Annotated in this window: 22 protein-coding genes and 1 pseudogene; 11 read left to right on the forward strand and 12 right to left on the reverse strand. The window is 73.2% G+C overall.

Annotated features, from left to right (window positions below):
• Positions 1-58 precede the first annotated feature (58 nt).
• Both ACFV4P_RS27420 and ACFV4P_RS27425 read left to right on the forward strand, forming a co-directional pair.
• Positions 59-364 (forward strand): hypothetical protein, encoded by a 306-nt coding sequence (locus ACFV4P_RS27420; protein WP_380475466.1) that lies wholly within the window; start codon positions 59-61, stop codon positions 362-364.
• A 645-nt stretch (positions 365-1,009) separates the two neighbouring features.
• Positions 1,010-1,817: pseudogene (locus ACFV4P_RS27425) on the forward strand (IS5 family transposase).
• A gap of 148 nt (positions 1,818-1,965) precedes the next feature.
• Here ACFV4P_RS27425 and ACFV4P_RS27430 read toward each other — a convergent pair.
• Together ACFV4P_RS27430 and ACFV4P_RS27435 are read right to left on the reverse strand one after the other, a co-directional pair.
• The gene (locus tag ACFV4P_RS27430) at positions 1,966-2,871 is read right to left on the reverse strand and encodes a 5'-3' exonuclease H3TH domain-containing protein (protein WP_380475674.1); all 906 of its coding nucleotides are present in this window, start codon (positions 2,869-2,871) and stop codon (positions 1,966-1,968) included.
• Between the two features lie 74 nt (positions 2,872-2,945).
• Entirely contained in the window at positions 2,946-4,034 is a 1,089-nt protein-coding gene (locus ACFV4P_RS27435) for a cation diffusion facilitator family transporter (protein ID WP_380475468.1), read from the reverse strand.
• Between the two features lie 178 nt (positions 4,035-4,212).
• Here ACFV4P_RS27435 and chrA point away from each other — a divergent pair, with 178 nt between their 5' ends.
• Positions 4,213-5,412 (forward strand): chromate efflux transporter, encoded by a 1,200-nt coding sequence (chrA, locus tag ACFV4P_RS27440; protein WP_380475470.1) that lies wholly within the window; start codon positions 4,213-4,215, stop codon positions 5,410-5,412.
• Between the two features lie 341 nt (positions 5,413-5,753).
• On the opposite strand, the gene ACFV4P_RS27445 is transcribed toward chrA, so the two are convergent.
• Positions 5,754-6,476: a gamma-glutamyl-gamma-aminobutyrate hydrolase family protein gene (locus tag ACFV4P_RS27445; protein WP_380475472.1), complete on the reverse strand. Its 723-nt coding sequence runs from the start codon at positions 6,474-6,476 to the stop codon at positions 5,754-5,756.
• A gap of 218 nt (positions 6,477-6,694) precedes the next feature.
• Between ACFV4P_RS27445 and ACFV4P_RS27450 the strand changes: the two genes are divergently transcribed.
• Entirely contained in the window at positions 6,695-7,828 is a 1,134-nt protein-coding gene (locus ACFV4P_RS27450) for a DUF2510 domain-containing protein (protein ID WP_380475474.1), read from the forward strand.
• Between the two features lie 19 nt (positions 7,829-7,847).
• Here the strand turns inward: ACFV4P_RS27450 and ACFV4P_RS27455 are convergent, their stop codons facing one another.
• The 3 genes from ACFV4P_RS27455 to ACFV4P_RS27465 all read right to left on the reverse strand — a co-directional run bounded on the left by ACFV4P_RS27455 (position 7,848) and on the right by ACFV4P_RS27465 (position 10,813).
• Entirely contained in the window at positions 7,848-8,999 is a 1,152-nt protein-coding gene (locus ACFV4P_RS27455; protein WP_380475676.1) for an RNA polymerase sigma factor, read from the reverse strand.
• 65 nt (positions 9,000-9,064) lie between these two features.
• Positions 9,065-9,475, reverse strand: a complete 411-nt coding sequence (locus ACFV4P_RS27460) for a YciI family protein (protein ID WP_073808548.1) — start codon at positions 9,473-9,475, stop codon at positions 9,065-9,067.
• A 117-nt stretch (positions 9,476-9,592) separates the two neighbouring features.
• Complete coding sequence (locus ACFV4P_RS27465) at positions 9,593-10,813, reverse strand: alanine racemase (protein ID WP_380475476.1); 1,221 nt, start codon at positions 10,811-10,813, stop codon at positions 9,593-9,595.
• A 268-nt stretch (positions 10,814-11,081) separates the two neighbouring features.
• On the opposite strand from ACFV4P_RS27465, the gene ACFV4P_RS27470 reads away from it, so the two are divergent.
• The gene (locus ACFV4P_RS27470) at positions 11,082-11,516 is read left to right on the forward strand and encodes a hypothetical protein (protein ID WP_380475478.1); all 435 of its coding nucleotides are present in this window, start codon (positions 11,082-11,084) and stop codon (positions 11,514-11,516) included.
• Positions 11,517-11,602: 86 nt separating this feature from the next.
• On the opposite strand, the gene ACFV4P_RS27475 is transcribed toward ACFV4P_RS27470, so the two are convergent.
• Both ACFV4P_RS27475 and ACFV4P_RS27480 read right to left on the reverse strand, forming a co-directional pair.
• Positions 11,603-12,637, reverse strand: coding sequence for an ABC transporter substrate-binding protein (locus tag ACFV4P_RS27475; protein WP_380475480.1), 1,035 nt, complete (start codon positions 12,635-12,637; stop codon positions 11,603-11,605).
• Between the two features lie 49 nt (positions 12,638-12,686).
• Positions 12,687-12,998, reverse strand: a complete 312-nt coding sequence (locus ACFV4P_RS27480; protein ID WP_143200061.1) for a hypothetical protein — start codon at positions 12,996-12,998, stop codon at positions 12,687-12,689.
• A gap of 202 nt (positions 12,999-13,200) precedes the next feature.
• Between ACFV4P_RS27480 and ACFV4P_RS27485 the strand changes: the two genes are divergently transcribed.
• Together ACFV4P_RS27485 and ACFV4P_RS27490 are read left to right on the forward strand one after the other, a co-directional pair.
• Positions 13,201-13,935 (forward strand): SseB family protein, encoded by a 735-nt coding sequence (locus tag ACFV4P_RS27485; RefSeq protein ID WP_380475482.1) that lies wholly within the window; start codon positions 13,201-13,203, stop codon positions 13,933-13,935.
• 172 nt (positions 13,936-14,107) lie between these two features.
• Positions 14,108-14,461 (forward strand): beta/gamma crystallin domain-containing protein, encoded by a 354-nt coding sequence (locus ACFV4P_RS27490; RefSeq protein ID WP_380475484.1) that lies wholly within the window; start codon positions 14,108-14,110, stop codon positions 14,459-14,461.
• A gap of 174 nt (positions 14,462-14,635) precedes the next feature.
• Here the strand turns inward: ACFV4P_RS27490 and ACFV4P_RS27495 are convergent, their stop codons facing one another.
• A complete protein-coding gene (locus ACFV4P_RS27495; RefSeq protein ID WP_380475486.1) occupies positions 14,636-17,665 on the reverse strand; it encodes a phosphocholine-specific phospholipase C in 3,030 nt (1,009 codons plus the stop codon).
• Positions 17,666-17,898: 233 nt separating this feature from the next.
• On the opposite strand from ACFV4P_RS27495, the gene ACFV4P_RS27500 reads away from it, so the two are divergent.
• Positions 17,899-18,606, forward strand: a complete 708-nt coding sequence (locus ACFV4P_RS27500) for a GNAT family N-acetyltransferase (protein ID WP_380475488.1) — start codon at positions 17,899-17,901, stop codon at positions 18,604-18,606.
• A gap of 142 nt (positions 18,607-18,748) precedes the next feature.
• On the opposite strand, the gene ACFV4P_RS27505 is transcribed toward ACFV4P_RS27500, so the two are convergent.
• A complete protein-coding gene (locus ACFV4P_RS27505) occupies positions 18,749-18,940 on the reverse strand; it encodes a DUF5999 family protein (RefSeq protein ID WP_380475490.1) in 192 nt (63 codons plus the stop codon).
• A gap of 347 nt (positions 18,941-19,287) precedes the next feature.
• Positions 19,288-19,971, reverse strand: coding sequence for a hypothetical protein (locus ACFV4P_RS27510; protein WP_380475492.1), 684 nt, complete (start codon positions 19,969-19,971; stop codon positions 19,288-19,290).
• Between the two features lie 362 nt (positions 19,972-20,333).
• On the opposite strand from ACFV4P_RS27510, the gene ACFV4P_RS27515 reads away from it, so the two are divergent.
• The 3 genes from ACFV4P_RS27515 (at position 20,334) to ACFV4P_RS27525 (ending at position 23,180) form a co-directional block, all read left to right on the forward strand.
• On the forward strand, positions 20,334-21,833 hold the full coding sequence (locus ACFV4P_RS27515; protein WP_073808534.1) for a glutamate-cysteine ligase family protein: 1,500 nt from the start codon (positions 20,334-20,336) through the stop codon (positions 21,831-21,833).
• A gap of 105 nt (positions 21,834-21,938) precedes the next feature.
• Positions 21,939-22,727, forward strand: coding sequence for a CPBP family intramembrane glutamic endopeptidase (locus ACFV4P_RS27520; protein WP_380475494.1), 789 nt, complete (start codon positions 21,939-21,941; stop codon positions 22,725-22,727).
• 162 nt (positions 22,728-22,889) lie between these two features.
• On the forward strand, positions 22,890-23,180 hold the full coding sequence (locus ACFV4P_RS27525) for a hypothetical protein (RefSeq protein ID WP_073808531.1): 291 nt from the start codon (positions 22,890-22,892) through the stop codon (positions 23,178-23,180).
• On the opposite strand, the gene ACFV4P_RS27530 is transcribed toward ACFV4P_RS27525, so the two are convergent.
• Positions 23,161-23,679: an HAD domain-containing protein gene (locus ACFV4P_RS27530; protein ID WP_073808529.1), complete on the reverse strand. Its 519-nt coding sequence runs from the start codon at positions 23,677-23,679 to the stop codon at positions 23,161-23,163. The genes ACFV4P_RS27525 and ACFV4P_RS27530 overlap by 20 nt on opposite strands.
• Between the last annotated feature and the right edge of the window lie 45 nt (positions 23,680-23,724).

Consider the following 23,724-nt stretch of genomic DNA (forward strand, 5'->3'; position numbering starts at 1 on the left):
GGTCTGACCAGTCAGCCAGTTGTGGACCGTGCGCTCTGATACCGTGCCGAGCTTCCCGGTGAGGATCTTGACCTCGGCGTTCACTTCGTGGCTCTTGCTCGCCGAGCTCGACATCCGCGCCATCTGCCGCACCCTCTACGCCGACCCCGCTGGCCGCTACCCGCACACCGACGACCTGCGGGCCTACGTCGCCGGTCGGCAGCCGCTGCGGGTCTTCCGCATCCGGCTGGCCCCGGGCGAGGGCTACATCGCCCCCACTGAACTGCTGCCCCACGACGGCTCGACCGACGACCAACCCGAGCCGTCCACGGCAGTGTTCTGGCTCGGCCATTGGCCGCGCGGCAGCCTCACCGCTCTGGTCTGATCTCTGGTGAATGGAACCGGGTAAGCCGGGGGCATGCCCTTCCTGTTCGGCGTGCCGGCGTGCCCTGTGCCGCTGCGCAAGTTGGCCGCTATGAGGCGTAGGTGACTCCGTCGAACGTGAACGCCCCGCTGCGCGAGATCGGTACGGCGATGGGCTCCGCGACGCAGGTCGTGGAGTCGACCACTCCGAATCCCATCGCCGGGCGGAAGGACGAGGCTGTCGACGTTGTAGTGCAGCGAAGCGTTCCGATCTCGAAGCCCCAGAGGGTGTCGGCCGTCGGGTCGTCGGTCGGGATCTCTCCGATCAGTGCGAGCCCGCTGGTTCCGTTGCAGATGATGGAGTGTCCGAACCCGCGAGCGAGCAGGATGGCGAGCGCACCCGGACAGCGACTGGGGCCGGGGCCGGTCGCGCTGAGGCTCAGTTGAGTCGGCGGTCAGGGTGAGGCCCCGGCATGGTGGACCAGCCGGTCGATCATCGTGGCCGCGACCACGTCGTCGGAGAAGGTCCCTCTACAACGATCCAACTCCAGTACCCGGCCCTATGCCCAGACCAAGGAGCCATCGCCACGTAGAACTCGTAACACGATCTTGCTGATCGTTGCTGGTGGGGCGTAACCGATGTGACGATTCGTCCGTTCGTGATGGCGTGAGCAACAAGCCTCGGGCCGTGGACGACGAGCTGTGGGCACGGATCGAGCCGCTGCTTCCGGCGTGGCCCGAGCGGTCACCGGGCCCGCGTCCCGTGGACGACCGGCGCTGCCTGCAGGGCATCCTGTTCGTCCTCTACACCGGCATCACCTGGCAGCAGCTGCCGCTGGAACTGGGATTCGGCTCCGGATAAACCTGCTGGCGGCGGCTCGGCCGCTGGCAGCAGGCCGGGGTGTTCGAGGCCCTGCACCGCATACTCCTGGCCGAGTTGAACGCGGCCGGCCTGATCGACTGGACGCGCGCCTGCTGGACGCCTCCCACGTGCACGCGAACAAGGGGGCGAGGCCACCGGCCCGTCCCCGGTCGACCGCCGCAAGACCGGGAGCAAGCACCACCTGATCAGCGACGGCGGAGGCATCCCGTTCAATGTGATCACCACCGCCGCCAACGTCAACGACGTCACCCGGACCCTCGCCCTGGTCGACGGCATCCCACCGGTCGCCGGCCGGGTCGGCCACCCCCGCAAACGCCCCGACGCCCTGCTCGGCGACAAGGGCTGCGACAGCAACCCCAACCGCCGGGAGCTGTGCAAGCGCCGAATCCTGCCGGTCATCTCCCGCAAGGGATCACGGGACATCATCGGCCTCGGCAAGCTCCGCTACGTCGTCGAGCAGACCTTCGCCCAGCTCCACCAGTTCAAGCGCCTCGCCGTCCGCTGGGAACGACGCCTGGACCTCCACAACGCCTTTGTCTCACTCGCCTGCGCACTCATCTGCTGGCGACGCCTCAACGTCCATCGCCATTGATCGTGTTACGAGTTCATAGAGGCCGGTTCAGAAGTCGTAGTACAGCTCGAACCTGTTGCGCCTGCGTGTTGGCACCGTCACGTGGAAGGGGTGCCGCGTCTCGGGACGTGCCGCGGAGCTAGCGCGGAGACAGACGCGGGCTCCGTTCTTAACGGGCGGTCGCGAGGGTGTCGAGGAGGCGGGTGAGGGAGGTGCCGAGGGCCCAGCGGGTGGCGAGGTGTTCGAGGGCCATGGGGTCGCGGGGTTCGTGGGGCAACTGGGGGTCGAAGGGCGGGAGTTGGATGTCGGTGGCGACGCGGACGACGGTGGGGGCGACGTCGAGGTAGGGGGCCGCTTCGAGGAGGTTCTTGCGGCGGGCCGGGGTGAGCTTGGAGGCGGGGTCGGCGGCGGCGGCCCGGACGGCCGGCAGGTCGCCGTAGGTCTGGATCAGTTGGGTGGCGGTCTTCTCGCCGATGCCCTTGACGCCCGGCAGGCCGTCGCTGGCGTCGCCGCGCAGGGCGGCGAGATCGGCGTAGGAGGAACCGGGGACGCCGTACTTCTCCAGCAGCGCCGCGTCGTCCATGCGCTGCGCCGCGCCGATGCCCTTGGCCGGGTAGAGGACCGTCACCGCGCGGGCGTCGTCGACCAGTTGGAAGAGGTCGCGGTCGCCGGTGACGATCTCGACCGGGCCGGTGGCGTGGGTGGCGAGGGTGCCGATCACGTCGTCGGCCTCGTAGTCGGGGACGCCGACGCGGGCGATGCCGATCGCGTCCAGCACCTGCTCGATCACCGGGACCTGCGGGGCGAGGGTGTCCGGCACCTCCTCCTCGCCGTCGGTCGCGGCCTCCGCCACCCGGTGGGTCTTGTAGGTGGGGATGAGGTCGACCCGCCACTGCGGACGCCAGTCCGCGTCCATGCAGGCGACCAGGTGGTCCGGGCCGTGGTCCTGGACGAGGCGGGTGATGAAGTCGAGCAGGCCGCGCACCGCGTTCACCGGCTCGCCCTGCGGGGAGCGGAGCGAGTCCGGCACGCCGAAGTAGGCGCGGAAGTAGAGGCTGGCGGTGTCGAGCAGCATCAGGCGCGGTGCGTTGGGTGGGGTCACCCCCCGATCATGCCGCATGCCGGTGACAGCCAGGGCCTGACGCGGGGTCAGTGCGGATGGGGGCCGGAGCGGTGGATCGGGCCGTGGGCGTCCTCGCAGTGTTCGCGGGCCTCCTGCTCGGCCGCCGCCGCCGCGCTGCTGGACGAGATCTGCAGCAGCCCGTCCGCGTCGCCCGCGCCGCCCGCGCCGACGTGGTCGACCTGGAGAGTGGCATGGGTGATCCGGTAGTCCTCGCGCAGCCGGCGCTGCAACTCGTGCTGCACCGCGTGGCAGTCGCCGCCCGGCGCGACCAGGATGTGCGCCGACAGGGCGGGCTGGTTGGAGGTGATCTCCCAGATGTGCAGGTCGTGGATCTCCTCCACCTGCGGCGTCGCCACCAGCCGGTCCGCGACCTGGTCGGGGTCGATCCCGGCGGGCGCCGCCTCCAGGAAGATCCGCGCCGAGTCCCGCACCAGCCCGATCCCGGCCCGCAGCATCAGCGCCACCACCACCAGCGAGGCGATCGCGTCCGCCCGGACGAACCCGGTGAGCAGCACCACCGCACCGGCCACCGCCGTCGCGACGAACGCGTACAGGTCGGTCAGGACGTGCTGGAAAGCGCCTTCCACGTTCAGCGAGGACCGGTTCGCCTTCGACATGCACCAGGTCGCCGCGATGTTCACCACCACGCCCACCAGCGCCGTCACCAGCACCAGCGACCCCGTCACCGCCGGCGGCGCGATCAGCCGGGCGACCGCCTCGTACCCCAGCCACGCCGACAGCACCAGCAGCGTCACCCCGTTCGCCTGCGCCGACAGGATCTCCGCCCGCTTCAGCCCGTACGTGTAGCCGCCGCGCGCCGGACGGGCCGCCAGCCGCATCGCCACCAGGGCCAGCGCGATCGACGCCGCGTCGGTCAGCATGTGCGCCGCGTCCGAGATCAGCGCCAGCGACTGCGCCGCGAAACCGACCACGACCTCGCCGGCCATGAACACCACCAGCAGGATCAGCGCGCTCCACAGCCAGCGGCGGTCGGCGTCCGCCGAGACGGCGTGGCTGTGGCCGGCGTGACCGCCGCGGCCGCCATGGTCGTCGTCGTGGCCGCCGTGCTCGTGGTCGTGGTCGCCGTGCTCGTGGTCGTGCTCGTGGTCCGCCATCGAGGGTCCCTCCGCTCCCGGTCTCCGACCCCGAAGTGAACCCCAATTCGGAGGAAGATCCAAAGGCTGCACTGGTGACCGTTGTCGTTCTCCTGTAGGCCATTCGGGTCAGGTAGGGTGCGGCCCGCATCCGCGCAGGTCGTGCGGGTTTTCGAGCCACCGACGGGGGTGCGGAGCGATGGCGGAGCAGGTGCCGCTGAGAGTGATCGCCAAGGAGTGGGGTCGGATCGGCGTCCTCGGGTTCGGCGGGCCGCCCGCGCACATCCTGCTGCTGCGCCGGCTGTGCGTGGAGCAGCGCGGCTGGCTCGCGGCGAGCGAGTTCGAGGACGGCATCGCCGCGACCAACCTGCTGCCCGGTCCGGCCTCCACCCAGCTGGCGATCTTCACGGCCTGGCGGGTGCGCGGCACGGCCGGGGCGCTGGTCGGCGGGGCGGCGTTCATCGTGCCCGGGCTGGTGCTGATCCTGCTGCTGGCCGCGCTGTTCCTGGCCGGCGACCCGCCGCGCTGGGTGCTCGGCGCGGCGGCCGGGGCGGGCGCGGCCGTCGCGGCGGTGGCCGTGCAGGCCGCGGGCGCGCTGGTGCCGGCCAGCCTGAAGCGCTCGGGCGGCGGCGCGGCCCGGGTCCGCTGGGCCTGCTACCTGCTGCTCGGCGCGGCGGCGGCGATCCTCACCGGACCGTGGCTGGTGCTCGTCCTGCTGGCCACCGGTGCCGCCGAGGTTGCCTTCCGGCGCCCCACCCGCCGAATCGGCCGAACCAGCCGAACGGGTGACACCGCACCGTCCCGACCGGAGGGTGACGCCCCTCGGGCCGCCCTGCCCCTGCTCGTCCCCGGCCTGGCCGCGACCGGCGGGCTCGGCGCGCTCGCCTGGGTCGCCCTCAAGGTGGGCGCGCTCTCCTACGGCGGCGGCTTCGTGATCATCCCGCTGATGCAGCAGGACGCGGTGCACCGCTACCACTGGATGACGGACGGTCAGTTCCTGAACGCCGTCGCCCTCGGCCAGATCACCCCCGGCCCGGTCGTCCAGACCGTCGCCGTGGTCGGCTACGCGGCGGCGGGCGTGCTCGGCGGACTGTTCGCGGCGGCGGTGGCGTTCGGCCCGTCCTTCCTGCTCGTCCTGCTCGGCGCCGCCCACTTCGACCGCCTGCGCGCCAACACCGCCGTCCAGGACTTCCTCACCGGCGCCGGCCCGGCCGTCATCGGCGCCATCGCCGGCTCCGCACTCCCGCTGGCACTGGCCCTCCACCAGCCGTGGCAGTACGCGATCCTGGGCCTCGCCGCGCTGTGGCTGCTCGTCCTGCGCCGGGGCGTCGTCCCCTGCCTGCTGGCCGCCGGCGCTCTCGGTACCGTCGCCGCCCTGTGCGAACTCGCGCTCCCGTAGCAGGAGTTGGTGTCTCGATGTCGGAAAAACCGCGTCGGAAAAACCGCTCCCTGCGGGGCGGGGAGAGTGGTAGCCATGGACCATGAGGCCAAAATTTCGAACGAAGGACAATCGCACGGTCCGCTTCGGAGACCACGTCTGGGCCCAGAACGGTGAGGGCCCGTTCGTCATCACCGGGTGGCTCCCGTACGGCGACCGCAGCCACCTGCAGTTGGACCTGGTGGGGGGCGGACCCAGCGGGTCCATGCGGGTCCACGCCCCGGAGGACATCACGCTCTACTACCTCGCGGTGAGGCCCCGTTAGCAGAGCCGCGGACTCGCCGTGTTCCTCGCGGCGGCGCTCAGCCGGCCGGGACGGGTGCCGGGCGGGTCGCGTGGACGAGGGCGCGGGCGACGCGGAGGTCCTCGCCCTGTTCCGGGTGCCACTGGACGCCGAGGGCGAAGCCGGGGCCCTCGACGGCTTCGACGGTGCCGTCGGCGGCGTGGGCGCAGACGGTGAGGCCTTCGCCGAGGCGGGCCACGGCCTGGTGGTGGTTGGTGGGGACGGTGACCGAGGGCTCGGGGAGGAGGCCGGCGAGCAGGGTGCCGGGGACGGGGTGGATCGCGTGGCGGTTGTACCCGGTGCGGGTGCCGCGGTGTTCGAGATCGGGGCCGACGACGTCCGGCAGGTGCTGGATCAGTGAGCCGCCGCAGACCACGTTGAGCAGTTGCATGCCCCGGCAGATGCCCAGCAGTGGGGTGCCGGCGGCGAGGGCGACGCGGATCAGCGCGGCTTCCCACAGGTCGCGTTCGGGGGCGTCGGCCAGCGTCTCCGGGTGGGCGGGTTCGCCGTAGAGGGCGGGGGAGACGTCCTCGCCGCCCGCGATCACCAGGCCGTCCAGGCGGGCCACCGCGGCCGCCGCGTGCTCGGGGGCGTCGGGCGGGAGCATGACGGCGATGCCGCCGACCTGCTGGAAGAGCGCCGGGTAGCGCTCGGGGAGCAGCACCGAGCGCATGGAGTCCCACCGGCCCCAGGCGGCGTCGAGGAGGAAGGTGCTGATCCCGATCACGGGGCGAGAGGTCATGGCGCGGATTCTGTCGCGCGGTCGCGCCCCCGGTGGTGCGACCCACGACCGATGTGCGCCCCGTCAGGCGCGTGGAGCACACAATGCGCCCCGGTTGGCGTACCTGGATCACCCGGACGGCGGTTGTGCGCGATTCTCACCCGAATCTCATCGCCGAACCCCGAATTCCGGCCGCGCGCTGATTTCCCGTTTATCCGCGGCCCCCTAGGGTCGTGGGTGTGAGTGAGCAGCAGATTCCGGCCGGGTGGTACCCGGACCCCGTCGACACCGACAGCGACCCCCGCCCCGAGCGCTGGTGGGACGGCAAGGGCTGGACCGCCAGCACCCGCCCGGCCTCGGCCGCCCCCGCCGACACGCCCGCGCCCGCGCCCGCGCCCACGGTCACGGCCGCCGCAGCCGCGCCCGGCACGCCGACCGACGCCGTGCCGCCACCCGCGCCCGGCGCGTTCGGCATGCCCGGCATCGAGGACACCACCGTCCTGGAGGGCACCGTGCTGGACGCCTCCGGGCAGTCCGTCCACTACCCGCCGCCGCCCCCGTACGGCGAGCTGCCGCCGGCCAAGCCGCGCCGCCGCCCGTCCAGGCCGGTGCTGATCACGGCCGCGGTGGCCGCGCTGCTCGGCCTGGCGGTCGGCTCCGGCGCCACCTACCTGGTGATGGACGGGCGCACCGACAAGTCCGCCTCCGCCCGGCCGTCCCTGGAGGGCCGGTCCGGCCACAAGGGCAGCGGCGACGGCGGCCAGAACGGCCAGAACACCCCGGGCGACGGCCTGCCGAGCTTCCCCGGCCAGGGCGGCGGCAGCGGTGGCAATGGCGGCAACAGCAACGGCAAGGGCGTCGCCGTCGACCTCGTCAACGGCATCTCCCTGCCGGTCCCCAGCGGCTGGAAGGGCGGCACCAGCGCCGACGGCTTCGCCGCCGCCACCGTCGGCGACTACACCTGCGCCGACGGCCAGGGCAGCTGCTCGCTCGGCGGTGTCACCACGGGCCGGATCGCCGGCACCGGCAACGGCGGCGGCACCGACGTCAAGCAGGCCGCGCAGCAGGACATCGAGAACGCCGCCAAGGAGGCGTACCCCGACATCACCGGCCACCAGGAGCTGAAGAGCGAGGCGGTCACGGTGGCCGGCCGCTCCGGTTACCTGGTGCGCTGGCAGGTGACGGTGTCCAAGGGCAACAGCGGGTACGTGCAGACGGTGGTCTTCCCGACCGCCGACGGCAAGGCGCTGACCGCCGTCCACTTCGGCTTCGACATCGCCGACAAGGCCCCCGGCCTCGACCAGATGGACACCATCCTCAAGGGCATCGCCACCTTCCAGGGCGGCGGCCCGGGCGCCGGCACCACCACCTGACGCGGCACTGCGGCGCGGCTCAACTCCCTTCCCGCAGAATGGTGTTGAGCCGCGCAGCCTGCCGCACCAGATGGTCCCGCTCGGCCACCGCCCCGGCCTTCGCCGCGGCCTGCGCGTACAGCCGGGCCGCCGCCCGCAGGTCGCCGGCCCGCTCGTGCAGGTAGGCGGACGCGGCGGTGTGCCGGGGCAGCGTGTCGTCCAGCGCCGCGAGCGCGGCCAGACCCGCCCGCGGGCCGTCCGCCTCGCCGACCGCGACGGCCCGGTTCAGGCGCACCACGGGGCTGTCCGTCAGCGCGGCCAGTTCGTCGTACCACTCGACGATCTGCACCCAGTCGGTCTCCTCGGCGGTCGGCGCGTCCGCGTGCAGCGCCGCGATCGCGGCCTGCGCCTGGAACTCGCCCAGCCGGTCACGGGCCAGCGCCGCCTGCAGGATCGTCACGCCCTCGGCGATCATCGCGGTGTCCCAGCGGCCGCGGTCCTGCTCGGCCAGCGGGACGAGACTGCCGTCCGGCGCGGTCCGACCGGCCCGGCGGGCGTGGTGCAGCAGCATCAGCGCCAGCAGGCCCGACACCTCCGGGTGGTCGATCCGGGCCGCCAGCTGCCGGGTCAGCCGGATCGCCTCGGCCGCCAGATCGACGTCCCCCGAGTAGCCCTCGTTGAACACCAGGTACAGCACCCGCAGCACCGTCGCCGGGTCGCCCGGCCGGTCCAGCCGCGCCCCGCCCACCGTCCGCTTCGCCCGGCTGATCCGCTGCGCCATGGTCGCCTCCGGCACCAGGTACGCCTGCGCGATCTGCCGGGTGGTCAGCCCGCCGACCGCGCGCAGCGTCAGCGCCACCGCCGAGGCAGGCGTCAACGACGGGTGCGCGCACAGGAAGTACAGCTGCAGCGAGTCGTCGGCGTCCGGCACCGGGCCGGGCTCCGGCTGGTCCTCCACCAGGTCCTCGCGGCGGCGGCGCGAGGCGTCCGAGCGGGCCGCGTCCAGGAAACGCCGCCAGCCGACGGTGATCAGCCAGCCCTTCGGGTCGCGCGGCGGATCGGCCGGCCAGGTCCGCACCGCCTCCAGCAGCGCCTCCTGCACGGCGTCCTCGGCGGCCGCGAAATCCGCGCCGCGCCGCACCAGGACGGCCAGCACCTCGGGCGTCAGGACACGCAGCAGCGCCTCGTCCATCGCGCCCGGCCGGCCGTCCCGTTCGCGGCCGTCCCGTTCGCGGCCGTCCCGCTGCCGGTCGTCGTTCACTCGGTGACGGTGTCCGGGTACTCGGTGAGGAACGGGCGCAGCTCCAGCCACTCGTGGATCGGCTCGCCGTTCGCGCCCGGCGCCGCGGACAGCTCGGCGGCCAGCTCCAGCGCCCGCTCGTAGGAGTCCACGTCGATCGCCATCCAGCCGGCGATCAGGTCCTTGGTCTCGGCGAACGGCCCGTCGGTGACCGGCGGCCGGCCCTCGCCGTCGTACCGCACCCACACACCCCGCGGGGCGAGCGCCTGGGCGTCGACGAACTCGCCGGTCTCCCGCAGCCGGTCCGCGAAGTCGTTCATGTACTGGATGTGGGCCGAGACCTCCTCCGGCGTCCACTCGTCCATCGGCACGCAGTTCACGGCCTCCGGGTTGCCCCGGTAGTGCTTCAGCATCAGGTACTTCGCCATGGCTCTCACTCCTCGGTGGTGACGCGACCCCATTGTGGTCGCCTTCAACCCGGGGACGGAGCCGTGACGGGGTTCTCGACACGGCTCCGGAAAATTCTTCGACCGCCGCCCGGCCGACTACAGGAAGGTGTGGCCCTCGCCGCGGTACGTCGGCGCCGTCGCGACCACCGCATCGCCCTCGACCAGGTGCAACTGCGCGAAACGCTCGCACAGCTCGCCCGCCTTCGCGTGCCGGAACCACACCCGGTCACCGATCAGCAGGTCGTCCGCCGCCGAGCCCAGCAGCGGCGTCTGCACCTCGCCCGCGCCCTCCTGCGGGTCGTACCGCAACCCGGCCGGCAGGTACGGGACGGGGGAGCGGTCCGCCCCCGCCGGACCGGACGCCGGATAGCCGCCGCCGAGCACCGTCACCACACCCACCCCGGGACGGCGCACCACCGGCTGCGCGAACAGCGCCGCCGGACGGCCCCGGAACGCACGGTAGTTGTCGAACAGCCGGGGCACGAACAGGCCCGACCCGGCCGCCACCTCCGTCACCGCGCGCTCCGCCACCGTCGACTCCACGCTGCCCGTGCCGCCGCCGTTCACGAACTCCAGATCCGCGACCTGCCGCACCCGGCGCACCACCTCGGCCCGCCGTCGCGCCAACTCCGTCCGCGCCTTCGTCTGCATCAACCGGATCGCCGCCGACCGCACCGGCCGACCCGGCACCGCGTCCCCGACGCCCGCCACATGGCCCTCGTACGCCATCAGCCCGACCACCTCGAAGCCGCGCCGCGCGTTCACCGCCTCGGCCAGCCGGCCCACCTGCTCGGGCGTCCGCAACGGCGAACGCCGCGCGCCCACCCGGACCCGGCCGCCCAGCAGCTGCAACGAGGTGTCCAGCTCCAGGCACACCCGCACCGTCGCCGAGCCCTCCCGGGCCGCGTCGATCAGATCCAGCTGCGCCACGTCGTCCACCAGCACGGTGATCTGCCGGGCCGACTCCTCGTCCGCCGTCAGCTGCCCGAACCCGGCCCGGTCCGCCGACGGGTACGCCAGCAGCACGTCCGTGAAGCCGCTGCGCACCAGCCACAGCGACTCCGCGAGCGTGAAACTCATGACCCCCGCGAAGCCGTCCCGCGCCAACACTCGTTCCAGCAGTGCCCGGCACCGCACCGACTTCGACGCCACCCGGATCGGCTTCCCGCCCGCCCGCCGCACCAGATCCGCCGCGTTCGCGTCGAACGCCGCCAGATCGACGATCGCCAGCGGCGCGTCCAGGTGGGCCGTCGCCCGGTCGTAGCGGGCACGGTCGGAGACGGTGCCACTGGTCACGGTGGTTTCAGCGAGAGCCATGGCCGCAGACTGCCACATCGCCCTACCGGGCGGTAGATCCTTCGCCGCGCCAATCCGCGACGCGTGCGCGGGCCGCCCGAGGGGCGAGGCTCCGCCAGGTACTGAGGGGCGACTCCCACTGGCGCCGCGGCGACGCGGGCACGGGGCGACGCTCCGATCGGTGCGCAATGCCCGGCAGTCGACGCGTGTGCCGAGCTGCCGGGTGCGGCACTCGACGGGTCGGAGGTGACGCTAAGGTCTGGGCCATCTGCGACAGGGGGGACCTGCTGTGCACCTGCCCGATTCCTTCCTCACGGGAGCCGCCAAGGCCCGCATCAGGGAGGCCGAGGAAGAGGCGGCGAGGTGGTTTCCGCACAACGGCCGTGCTCAACACGCCCATGTGTCCCTCGCCCGGCACATCGAGGGCAAACTGCACGCTGCCGAGCTGGTGTCCCGCCTGCGAAGCCGGGCGAGGAAGTCCAACGGCGCGGAGGAGTTCAAGCGCCGTAAGGAGATCGACGCGGCGACGCTGCGGTACCGCAAGGCGGACCGGGAAGTGGAGTACGCGCGCAGCCAGCTTCTGCGCGCGCTGCGCAACCCCGGTCCGGCTCCCCAGGCGCAACCCCAACCGCGGCCGCAGGCCTCGCTCAGGCTGACTGCCGCCTCTCCTGGGCAGGCCGAGCCGATGTGGATCGGATCGCACTGGACGCGGAGCACGAGCTGAACCCGGGCGGCCCCGGCCCTCTCCGGCATGCCGGGTCCACCGCCGTGCGTCTGCCGCCCGTCCCTCGCGGCCCACGGCGTCCGGGCTCAGCCGGTGTGCAGCACCCGCCACCGCCCCGGGTCGGCCGGGTCGCGATCGGCGACCTGGACCGGGGCCCACGCCCACTGCCACACGCCGATGCCCGGCACCCGCTCGAAGCGGATCGGTCCCCGGGTGCCGGCCAGCTGCACCCGTGACCACTCCGCCTCGCCCGAACCGAGCATCGCCGCAAGCACGTTGACGGTGTCCCAGCCCTCGAAGGCGACGAACGACGGCTCCCTGCCGAACTCCTCACGCAGGGTGTCGGCGACCCGCGCGCCCAGCGGGTCGAGCCGCTCCGGCAGGTAGCGCAGGAACGGCACCGCGGCGCCGTCCGGGCCCAGCAGGGACGCCCATTCGGCGAACTCGGGCTGCCCGGCCGGGGCGCCGATCAGGACATCGGTGAGTCGCGGGTCCCGGCGGACGGCCCGGACGATCGGGACCGCCGGGTCCGGGAAGCCCGTCAGCAGCAGGACGGCGCTCGCGCCGGACGCGGCCAGCGCGTCGGGCACGCCGATCGGGTCGAGCTCGACCACGTCGCCGCCGTGCGTCGCGAGGCGCTCCCGCAGGATGCGGGTACCGGACTCCCAGTACGCGCCGCCCTGGGTGACCACGGCGATGCGGCGGTGACCGGCGCCGAGCAGGAAGTCCGCGTACACCCGCCACCCGTGCGACTGGGCGGGGGCGAGGCGCGCCACCAGGTCCGTCGGCTGTTCGGTCAGCGCGTCCAGCACCGCCGAGGAGCAGAGGAACGGCACCCCCGCCTGCTCCGCCCGGGTCGCCGCCGCCCGGGCCGCCATGCTGTGGAACTCGCCTGCCAGGGCGTCCACTTGGAGCCCGGCAAGCTCGCCGACGGCCGCCGCCGCGCGCTCCGGATCCGCCGCCGTGTCCCGCACCAGCAGCTCCACCGGCCGCCCGGCCGCGCCGCCCGCCGCGTTGAGCTCGCGGACGGCCGACTCCATGCCGCCCAGCAGCTGTCGACCGGCCTCGACCCATCCGGGCCGACTCAACGGCACCAGCACGCCGATCCGTATCGCGTCCATACCCACGCCACTCCCGCCCCACGAGTTGTCCGAGCCACCATAATGCCGGTCAGCGCACCGCGCGGGTGGTGGCGGTGGCCTTCCGGATCTGCTCGGCCAGTTGGGCGGCGGCGGTCGCGGCCTCGGCGACCAGCTTGGCGGCCTGCGCCGCCTGTGGGTCCCGGGTGAGCTGCGGGAGCGCCAGGGCCTGGTGCCGCAGCAGGTCGGACAGGGCGGTGACCAGGTGGTCCATCCGCTCCAGCGAGTTGGTGGCGTCCGCCGGCCGGTGCCATCCGGCGCGCCCGCCGGCCACGTCCTTCGCCGCCACGGTCACCGCGTCCGCGGCGCCGCGCACCGCGAACATCGGGTCGTACGTTCCCACGATGATCGTCCTTTCAACCGGCACCACAGGTACCACCGGCGCCACAGGTACCACCGGCACCGGTCCGCCCAGCCTGCCGCACCCCCGCCGCACCCGCAGCGGGGAGACGCCAGGCCCACCCGTACAGTCGACCCCGTCCCGGCCCCGGTCCCGGCCCCGCACCGCCGACCGGCCCGAGGTAAACGTGGCATACGCTCGACGGGTGGAGCGCAAGAACATCCCCAACCCCGGGTTCGCCGAGGACGACGGCACCGCCGACCCCGTCCTCGCCGCGGCCCTCGCCGCCTGGCAGCAGGACCCGTCCGCCGAGGGCGAGTTGCTGGCCGCGTTGACGCCGAGTCGGCTGATGGTGCCGATCGTGGCCGTGCTCGGGGAGGTGGAGTACGACGAGAGCGGGCACAAGCACGAGAAGACCAGCGACATGGCGGTGCCCGTCCTGGAGGCCGCCGACGGACGGCGCGCGCTGCCGGCGTTCACCTCGATGGAGACCATGGCCCGCTGGCGCGCGGACGCCCGGCCCGCGCCGGTGGCCGCCCCGCAGGCCGCGATGGTGGCGTTCTCGGAGCGCGCCTCCATCGTCCTGGTCGACCCGGCCGGCCCGGTCAGCTACCAGCTCGACGGCGCCCGGCTGCGCGCCGTCGCCGAGAACCGGCCCTACCTGCCGCCGCACACCGACCCCGAGGTGCACCGCGCCCTGCGCGAACTGCTGGCCGCCGAACCCGAGGTCGCCGCCGCCCACCTCGCCCCGGCCCCCGACGCGGACGCCACCCTCGCCCTCGTCCTCGCCGACCCCACCGCGGACCCCCGCCCCCTCGCCGCCCGCCTCGGCCAGGCCCTGGCCGCCGACGACACCCTCCGCCTGCGCCTCGACCACGGCCTCCAACTGGCGTTCCTGGCCCAACCCCTCGCCCAGGAACCGTTCTTCACGCGTGCCTGAGCACCGCCCGGGAAGCGGTCCTCACACGAATGGGTGAAGTCGTAGGAGGGCGGTTCGCGTTCGGAGTGTTGCGGCCGAACGGGGTACCGCCCTCGCTACGTTGAGGGCTCCCGGACCGGGTGGCGGCAGCGGGCCGCGTCTTCCGGCCGGCTTCGTGCGAAGGGGAAGAGCCGTGTTCTCGAGGACCAAGAGGGTCGTCTGTTCGCTGGCCACCGCGTTCGCGGCGGCGCTCGCGTTCACCGTCACCGTGCCGAGCGGGCACGCGTTCGCCATCGACCACATCCAGTGCGTCGGCGGCGAGAACTACCTGAAGATCTGGTCGCACCTGGACGGCCGGGACAGCGTCGACTGCTACGCCAACGGCGGCACCACCGACTTCGGCGGCTGGTGGGTGGATCGCATCTCCACCGGCAACAACGACCTGATCTACTACGACGTCAACGGCGACTCGGTCCGCATCGACCGCTGGACGGACATCACCTTCCCCAACCGCCCGCCGCAGGTCCGGGCCATCCAGATCGTCTGAACTGCCGTACCGGGCCCCGCCGTTGACGTGAACGGCGGGGCCCGGCGGTGGGTCGGGCAGTGGTCGGGCAGTGGTCGGGCCGTGGTCAGGCGGTGATCGGGCGGGTGTCGAGGCGGATGTGGTCGACGGCCCAGTACCAGTTGTTGCCGGCGTCGTACATGCGGAACCTGAGGGTCACCGACTTCGCGCCCGCGGGGACGGCGAACTGGCGGGTGATGAAGGCGTTCTCGGCGTCCTTGCCGGCGTTGTCGTTGCCGGTGGCGTCGCTGCTGTAGGTGAGCAGGCGGGTTTCGGCGCCGGTGTCGAAGACGGCGGTGACGGTGGCCTTCTGGGGGGCCTCCTGGCGGTAGTGGGAGTCGAAGGCGAGGTGGAGGGTGGTGGCGCCGGCGGGGACGGCGACGGCGGGGGAGACCAGGGTGGAGTCGAACTTGCCCTTGGCGGAGGGGGATCCGGTGTCGTCCCAGTCGTCGGGGTCGGCGACGGCGAGGATGCCGAGGCCGCGGGTGAAGTTGCCGCGGTCCTGGCCGGCGGGGGTGGACCACTCGCGCTTGGTGTGGAAGGTCCAGCCCTGGAGGCGGACGGTGCCCTGCGGCATGCCGGGCGCGTTGACGACCGTCCAACCGGCGGGGGCCTTCGCGGTCCAGCCGAGCACGCCGGAGACGGCGGTGAGCTGCGGGGCCAGCGACTCGAAGTCCTCGCCGAGCAGGTGGCCGGCCATCGACGGGGCGGTGCGTGCCGCGAGCTCGCCGTCGGCGACGGCGTAGCGGTCGGCGGCGGTGGCGCGGGCGGTGACCAGCAGGCGGCCGGCCGAGGAGGTGGCGAGCGTCGCGGGCGGCAGGATCTCCACTCGGCCTCAACGGTGCGGCCGGCAGCGAGAGTTGAGGGCAGGGCGGTCACCACGGCGGCCGCGGACCAGCCGGCGGGCAGCACCGGCGCGGCCTCCAGGGCGGCGAGGTCGGCGGTGGCGGTGAACCGGGCCTTGAGCCGGGCGGGCCGGCCGGGCAGCAGCAGCGGTTCGTCGATGGTGGCGGACGCGGAGCCCAGCGTGACGTCCACGAGCAGCGGGTCGGCGAGGCCGATCGCCGGGTCGGTGAAGCCCACGGCCTGGTTCGGCAGGCGCCCGGCCCGGCGGAAGCGGTAGCGGGCGTCGTCCCGGGCGGTGACCACGACGTCGTACCAACCCTCCTTGCCCACCGGCAGGTTGACGACCGCGGACTCGCCCGCGCCGAGTCGCACCTCGCGCTGCCCGCCGCCGTAGGCGAGGTCGCCGATGGTCATCACCCGGCTGACGTCGGTGCGGTTGGCGACCTCGACGGCCAGCTGCCAGCCGCCCCCGCCGTCCTCGGAGACGGACGTCTCGTAGGTGCCGGCCGCGTCGCCGCGCAGGTGCCACAGCGCGCCGTTCGGGCCGTGCAGGCGCAGGTCGTAGCCGTCGGGGCCGATCTGCCAGGTGTCGGAGAGCTTGCCCTTGACGTCCACCGTGTAGTGCCGGGGCGCGGCGCCGGGCTCGGGGTAGGCGGCGATCACCGCGCCCTGCCTGCCGGGGTTGGCCAGGTCGAGGGTGAGCACGCCCTTGCGGACCCGGGCCTTGACCTGGAGGTGGTACGGGACGGGCCGGGCGGTGCGGGTGGCGCGCGGCTGCTGCGGGAAGGCCTGCGGCTTGGGGACGGTCGGCGCGGGCAGCTTGCCGGTGTCGGTGACCTTCTGCCGGTTTCCGGAGGTGTCGGGCAGCGCGGGCCACACCGGGTCCTGGCCGGAGAAGTCGAACAGGTTGGTGAGGTCGCCGGTGACGGCCCGCCGCCACGGCGAGATGTTCGGCTCGGCGACGCCGAAGCGCTTCTCCAGCAGTCGGATCACCGAGGTGTGGTCGTACACCGTGGAGTCGACCACGCCGCCGCGGGTCCACGGCGAGACCACCACCATCGGCACCCGCACGCCCAGGCCCATCGGGAACGGCCCGGCCACCAGGGTCTCCCCGGCGGGCAGCGTCGCGGACCAACCCAGGCTGCCGTCCGCGTTCCTGACCCGGTAGCGGCCGTCCTGCCCGACCACCCGGTGGTACGTCGAGCCGCCCTTGGAGACCCGCACCACCACCTCGCCGTCCACCGGCACGGTGGACGCGCCGCGCCCGGCGGCCAGCGGCGGGACGGGCGGCAGCTGGTGGTCGAAGAAGCCGCCGTGCTCGTCGTAGTCGAGGATGAACACGGTCTTCGCCCACACGTCCGGGTTGGCGGTCAGCGCCGCCAGCAGCCGGGCCGTCAGGTGCTCGCCGTTCGGCGGGGCGTAGTTGGCGTGCTCGGACAGCGCGGCGGGCGCGATCAGCCAGGACACCTGCGGCAGCTTGTCGTCCCGCACGTCGGCGGCGAACGCCTCGACCAGCGCGTCGCCCATCGCGAACGGGTCGCCCTGCTTCGCCGGGTCGCCGACCTGCCGCAGGCCGCGCTCGTACAGCGCCGAACCGGGCTTCGCCTTGATGAAGTTGGTGAACCAGGCCAAGGCGTTGTCGTCGAAGTTGTCCAGCGCCTGGTACGTCTGCCAGCTGACGCCGGCGCGCTCCAGCCGCTCCGCGTAGGTGGTCCACTCGAACCCGGCGGCGGGCTCGGAGTTGTCGGTCATCGGGAGGTCGCGGACGGTGCCGCCGCTGGTGCCCGACATCAGGTGCTCGCGGTTGGTGTTGGTGTTGCACTGCACCGAGGCGTAGTACGCGTCGCAGGTGGTGAACACCGAGGCCAGCGCGTGGTAGAAGGGCATGTCGGCGCTCTCGTAGTAGCCCTGGCCGAGCCAGCCGGACGAGCGCCGGGTCACCGAGCCGTCCGCCCGGCCGTCGTTCCAGGCGCTCATCGAGTCGCCGTAGCCGAACGAGGGCGCGCCCTGCTGGTAGGCGCTGGTGTGCGCGGCGTTCATCGCGAACGGCAGCAGGTAGCCCTCGGCCCGGGACGGGTCGGGCTGGTGGAAGATCGAACGGCCGTTGACGCCGCGCACCGCGGCGCGGTCGCCGAAGCCGCGCACACCGGGCAGGGTGCCGAAGTAGTGGTCGAACGCCCGGTTCTCCTGCATGAGGATCACCACGTGCTGGACGTCCTCCAGCTTGCCCGGGCGGGCGGGGGCGGCCAGCGCCTGACGGACGCTCAGCGGCAGTGCGGACAGCACGGCCGCGGCGGCGGCGCCGCCCAGCAGGGTACGGCGCGACAGTTCGGGACTCATCGGGGGCTCCTCGTGCACGGTGCCGGGCGTCGCTCCGCCCGGCCGCGACCATTCCTAAGCCGCCCAAGTGGACTGGACCAGTGCGGCGGATGTCCGGCGGATGACACGCTCCGCAACCTGTACAGACATCTCGCCCCGACGGGGGCGGACAGAGAAACCCGATGACGGCCCCCGCCCCGGACAAGTAAGATCCGCGAGAGACCTTGGACCCTTACCCAGCGCGGAGTGTGCCCATGCCCGACGACCCGACCGTCCCCGACCTCGTCCGGGCCTGGATCAGCGGCTGGACGGTCTCCCGCGGCGCCGCCGACCCCCAACCCGAGCCCTGGGGCTGGACGATCGACGTCGGCCAGTACCGCCACCCCTGGCGGCACGTGCTGCCCGCCCCCGTCGAGGCGGACGTCCGCAAGCTGACCGAGGGCACCACCGTCCCGTGGACCTGGCTCAAGCTCTTCGGCGTCGACGAACGCGCCCTGCCCTGGATCGGACCGGGCTGGCACATCGACGTCCCCGGCCACCTGATGACCTGCCGGCTGCGCCCCGAGACCCCGGCCGTCCCGGCCGGCTACCGGATCACCACCTGGAGCCGCGGCGGCGTGATCCGCGCCCTGGTGCGCACCGCCGACGGCGAGTACGCCGCCCGCGGGCAGATCGGGATCGGCCCGGGGGTCGGCCCGGGGATCGGCCCGGGGGAGGCCCCGGTCGCCGTCGTCGACCAGGTCGAGACCGTCCCCGAGCACCGTCGCCGCGGCCTCGGCTCGCTGCTGATGCGCACCCTGCAGAGCGAGGCGCACGCGGAGGGCGCGCGCACCGGTCTGTTGGTCGGCACCACGCAGGGGCGCGCCCTCTACGCGACCCTCGGCTGGCAGTGGCACGCCCCGATGCTCAGCCTCTGGTACGACCCGTCCACGCCCTCCGACCTGCCGGTCGGCGGCTCCTGACGGCTCCTGACGGCTCTTGAAGGTTCCTGACGACTCCTCGGGGAACGCCGACGCCCGCCGGGAGGGCGCAACTCCGGGCGGGCGGGGTGATCGGTCGACGGGTCGATCCGGTCGATCGGTCGACAGCGGAGAACGGGGGCGTTCAGGCGGCGATCAGCAGGGTGCGGCGCGGGGCGATCACGCGGCCGTCCGGCAGCAGTTCGCCGGTGTCGTCGAACAGCAGCACCCCGTTGCAGAGCAGGCTCCAGCCCTGCTCGGGGTGGCTGGCGACCGCTTCGGCCGCCTCACGGTCCGGAGACTCGGCGGACGGGCAGTCGGTTCGGTGCTGGCACATCGTTGTACCTCGCTTCACTCGTGATTCGCGCCGCCGCACGGCCACCCCCCTGGGCGCCCGCCCTGTCGACGGAAAGTTTCTTCACCGCCACAGGTGTGAAACGGCGTCAGCCGGGTAGGAGGTGTGGTCTTCCTCCCGACCGACACCAGTGTCCGACTCTCCGGGCGTGCGCGCAGGCATTTGGTGACATGCGCCACAGAAGATCCGGCGAGATCACCCTACCGGGCCGCGGACGCTCCGATCCGCGCACGGACGGGCCATCCCGGACCGATCCGATCGGATCAGTACGGCATGGCCCGTCCGGGTGGTACGGAGCCGAGCGGTGACGGAGCGTCACTGGGAGGGCGTCAGCCGATCAGCGCCGTCGCCCGGGCCGCCGGGGCGTTCGCCAGCCGGGCCAGCAGCTCGGCGGCGGACAGCACCTGGTGGGCCGCCACCCCGACCGGCGCGGGCGCCAGCGGGATCAGCAGGTCCTCGCCGGGCAGCGCGCCGTGCAGCCACAGCGCGGACGCGTAGTGCTCGGGCAGCGACAGCAGCCGCGGCTCGTAGCGGGCGGGGGAGAGGTGCACCAGCTGCCAGGCCTGCCGCAGCGCCCGGACCGTGGAGTCCAGGTACGGGCCGGCGGCCAGGTGGGAGAACACCGGCCCGTCCGCGCCGGCGGCGACCTCGGCGGCGGCCACCACCTGCTCCAGCCCGTCCTCGCTGAACTCGCCGGTAACCAGCGGGCGTTCCGTCCGCTCCGCCCTCGCGCCGACCGCCCCGTCGCAGCCGCCGCCGTGCGGGCACTGCGGCCCCGCCGCCTCGGGCAGGCGGGCGCGCAGCAGGAACCGCCAGCCGATGCACTCCGCCCCGGCCAGCCGGGGCTCGGGCCCGCGCAGGGCGTGCACGGGCAGCGCGAGCAGCGGCTCCGGGCGGTCGGCGCTATGGCGGAGCACGGCGGCCGCCGACGGCGGCAGGGCCGCCCCGGGCGCGAGGGCCGAGCGTACGGCGTGCAGGGCGCCGACCGGGGGCTGGGACAGGTGCAACGTCATGGTGAGTCGCCTCTCCGTTCGAGATCGGCGTACTGCGGCATACCGGCATGGCGTCGACGTTGACGGGGTCTGGCCGTGTCCGGTTGGGCAAGAGCGCCGAGGGGGTGGGCGGGTCGTCGACGAGTCCCTCGACAGTGGGGGTTTCTCGGACGGCCCTGACCTGGCCTGAGCGGCGTGCGAATTCTACTCGAACAAGTGCGCAGGGTGACCTTCATATCACTTTCCGTGGTGCGGCGCAAGCCGGTGTGAGCTGACAGGTCGTCAGAAACCCTCCCCCGTTCGGCTGTTCGCACCCGAGGCTAGAAATCTTCGCGCTGGGCATGATGCACAGGCACTGTCGACCGAGGGGAGGGAAGGCACCCGTGGGCGAGAAAGTCGTCGCGACCCGGGCGGAGCTGGCCGACCGGCAGCTGTACCGCCGCAAGCTCCAGTCCTGTCTGGACGTGCTGGGGCGGATGCTCAGGGAGGAGCGGTTCGACCGCCCGAAAGCCATGATGGGCGTGGAGATCGAGATCAACCTGGCCGACGAGCAGGGACTGCCCATGCTCGGCAACGAACAGGTGCTGGACGCGATCGCCTCCACCGACTTCCAGACCGAGCTGGGCCGCTTCAACATCGAGCTGAACGTCGCCGCCCGCCGCCTCGGCGGGCACGTCTTCGAGGACCTGCGCGAGGAACTCGGCGCCGCGCTGCGCTACGCCGACCGGCGGGCCGAGCAGGCCGGCGGACGCCTCGTCATGGTCGGCATCCTGCCCACCCTGGACCTGGCGCACGCCGGACGGGAGGCGATGTCCAGCAACGACCGCTACACCCTGCTCAGCGACCAGATCCTGGCCGCCCGCGGCGAGGACATCGCGCTCGACATCGACGGCGTCGAACGGCTGACCGTCGACTCGGTGTCGATGGTCGCCGAGGCCGCCGCCACCTCCGTGCAACTGCACCTGCAGGTCACCCCCGCCCGGTTCGCCTCGGTGTGGAACGCCGCCCAGGCCATCTGCGGCGTCCAACTCGCCCTCGGCGCGAACTCGCCGTTCCTGTTCGGCCGCGAGCTGTGGCGCGAGACCCGCCCGGTGCTGTTCCAGCAGGCCTGCGACACCCGGACGGCCGAACTCAAGGCGCAGGGGGTGCGGCCGATCACCTGGTTCGGGGAGCGCTGGGTCGACTCCGTCTACGACCTGTTCGAGGAGAACCTGCGGTACTTCCCGGCGCTGCTGCCGATCTGCGACGACGAGGACCCGGTCAAGGTGCTGGCCTCCGGCGGCGCGCCCCGGCTCGGCGAGATGCGGCTGCACAACGGCGTCATCTACCGCTGGAACCGCCCCATCTACGACGTCGCCGACGGCGTCGCCCACCTGCGGGTGGAGAACCGCTGCCTGCCCGCCGGGCCCACCGTCGCCGACGTCCTCGCCAATGCCGCCTTCTACTACGGCCTGGTCCGGGTGCTGGCCGAACAGCCCCGTCCGATCTGGACCAGGCTCCCGTTCGAGAAGGCCGACGAGAACTTCCGGAACGGCGCCCGGCACGGCATCGACGCCGTCCAGTGGTGGCCCCGCTCCGGGCGCGGCGCCCGCGGCCTGGTCGAACTGCCCGCCACCGACCTGGTGCTGAACGAACTGCTGCCGCTCGCGCACCAGGGCCTCGACCGCTGGGGCATCGCCGCCCGCGACCGCGACCACTACCTCGGCATCATCGAACAGCGCTGCCTGCGCCGCACCAACGGCGCCGCCTGGCAGGCCGCCGTCGTGCACCGCCTGCGCGAACGCCACGGCCTCGACCCGAACGCCGCGATCGCCGCCATGACCCGCCGCTACATCGAGGGCATGCGCAGCGGCGAGCCCGTGCACACCTGGCCGGTGGACTGACCAACACCCCACCGGGGGTCGAGGAACGTCTCATCGTGCTGTGAAAGGATGATCGGCCCGGAGCCGGGAGTGAGCTCCGGGCCGCATCCGTCCCCGGGGAGACCAGTGACCACCGCCTCGGCCGAGCCGGCCACCACCAAGCCCCTCTCGCGCCGGCTGCTCGCCGTCGAACTGCTGATCGTCCTCGGGCTCTCGCTCGGCGCGAGCGGCGTCTCCGCGCTGATCAGCTTCGTCGGCTCGCTCACCGAACCCATCGGCCTCGGCCAGCAGGTCGCCACCCTCAACGCCTCCCGCGCCCCCGGCCGCCCCTGGCTCGACCTCGCCTGGCAGCTCTACTACATCGCCCGCGCCCTGATGCCCGTCGCGCTGGTCGGCTACCTGCTGGTCCGCGAGGGCGCCTCGCTGCGCACCATCGGCTTCGACCTGCGCCACAAGCTCTCCGACCTCGGCCGCGGCACGCTGCTCGCCGCGGCCGTCGGCGGCTCCGGGCTGGCGTTCTACCTGGGCATGCAGGCGGCCGGCTTCAACCTGACGGTCGCCGCCTCCGGCCTGCCCGACGTGTGGTGGCGGATCCCCGTGCTGATCGCCGCCGCCTGGCAGAACGCGATCCTGGAAGAGGTCGTGGTGGTCGGCTACCTGGTGCGCCGCCTGCACCAGATGGGCTGGACCTGGCCGGCGATCATCGCGGCCAGCTCCCTGCTGCGCGGCTCCTACCACCTGTACCAGGGCATCGGCGGGCTGGTCGGCAACGTGGTGATGGGCGTGGTGTTCTGCCTGCTGTACCGCCGCTGGCGCCGGGTCGGCCCGCTGGTCGCCGCGCACGGCCTGATCGACACGGTCGGCTTCATCGGCTTCGCGCTGCTGGCCGGGCACGTCGGCTGGCTGCCGTCCTGACCGATCCGTCCTGACCGATCCGCCCTGGCCGATCCGTCCTGACCGATCCGTCCTGACCGATCCGTCCTGACCGATCCGCCCCGGCGGCCGGTCAACTGCCGGTAGGGTGAAGCCCGGTGGGCGCGGCGGCGCGGCGGCGCGCCGTCGGGCGAGGGGAGCGGCATGGGCGGCGAACAGGACTGGCACGGGGGCCACGAGCGCGACGAGGCCCGGATCCGCCGCATCGAGGACGCCCTGCACAAGCTCATGGGACGCAAGCCGCTGAGCGAGACCCGCGGCGGCGTCACCACCGTCAGCCTGAAGATCGACGAGCACCCCGACCGCACCCAGACGCAGGCGGTGCTGCGGGTGCTCGGGTACGGCGACCGCTTCGGGCACAGCCGCACCGCCCGCTGGGAGCGGATCTGGGTGGAGGTGGGCGGCCCGGCGCCGGTCAGCCCGCCCGCCGGTTGAGCCAGGCCCGGGTCGGGGGACGGCGCAGCAGCCGGTCCACGTGCTCGCGGCGCAGGCCCTGCGCCGGGTCGATCGGCATCAGCAGCCGGTCCGCGCGCAGCAGGCTTCGGCGCACCAGCCGCGACGGGATGCAGTCGTCGATCCAGGCGAACGGGCGGCCCTGGGCGTGCCGCAGCAGCGGCGCCCACTTGAACGCCGAGAACAGCTCCATCAGCGGCACCCGCGGGTCGCCCGGCTGCGGCACGTACCCGCTGAACTTCACCACGGGGAGCTGCGGAAGGCCCAGCAGCGGGGCGATGTACCGATTCGCCTCGAACTCCCACGTGGTCGCCCACACCAGCTCGTAGTGCTCGGCCAGTTCGTGCAGCCACTCGCCGTGGCGCGGTGACAGCAGCACCGAGTAGCCGAGCAGGGTGTGGGAGTCGAAGTCGTCCTCGGGGTTCGGGAACACCGGGTTCAGCACCCCGTCGACGTCAAGGTAGAGCAGCGGCTTGCCCATGCGCTTTCCTCACCGGGTCGTGGCCAGTTGTCCGCACGGACGCAT

The organism is Kitasatospora sp. NPDC059795, from assembly GCF_042732175.1.
Taxonomy (GTDB): domain Bacteria; phylum Actinomycetota; class Actinomycetes; order Streptomycetales; family Streptomycetaceae; genus Kitasatospora.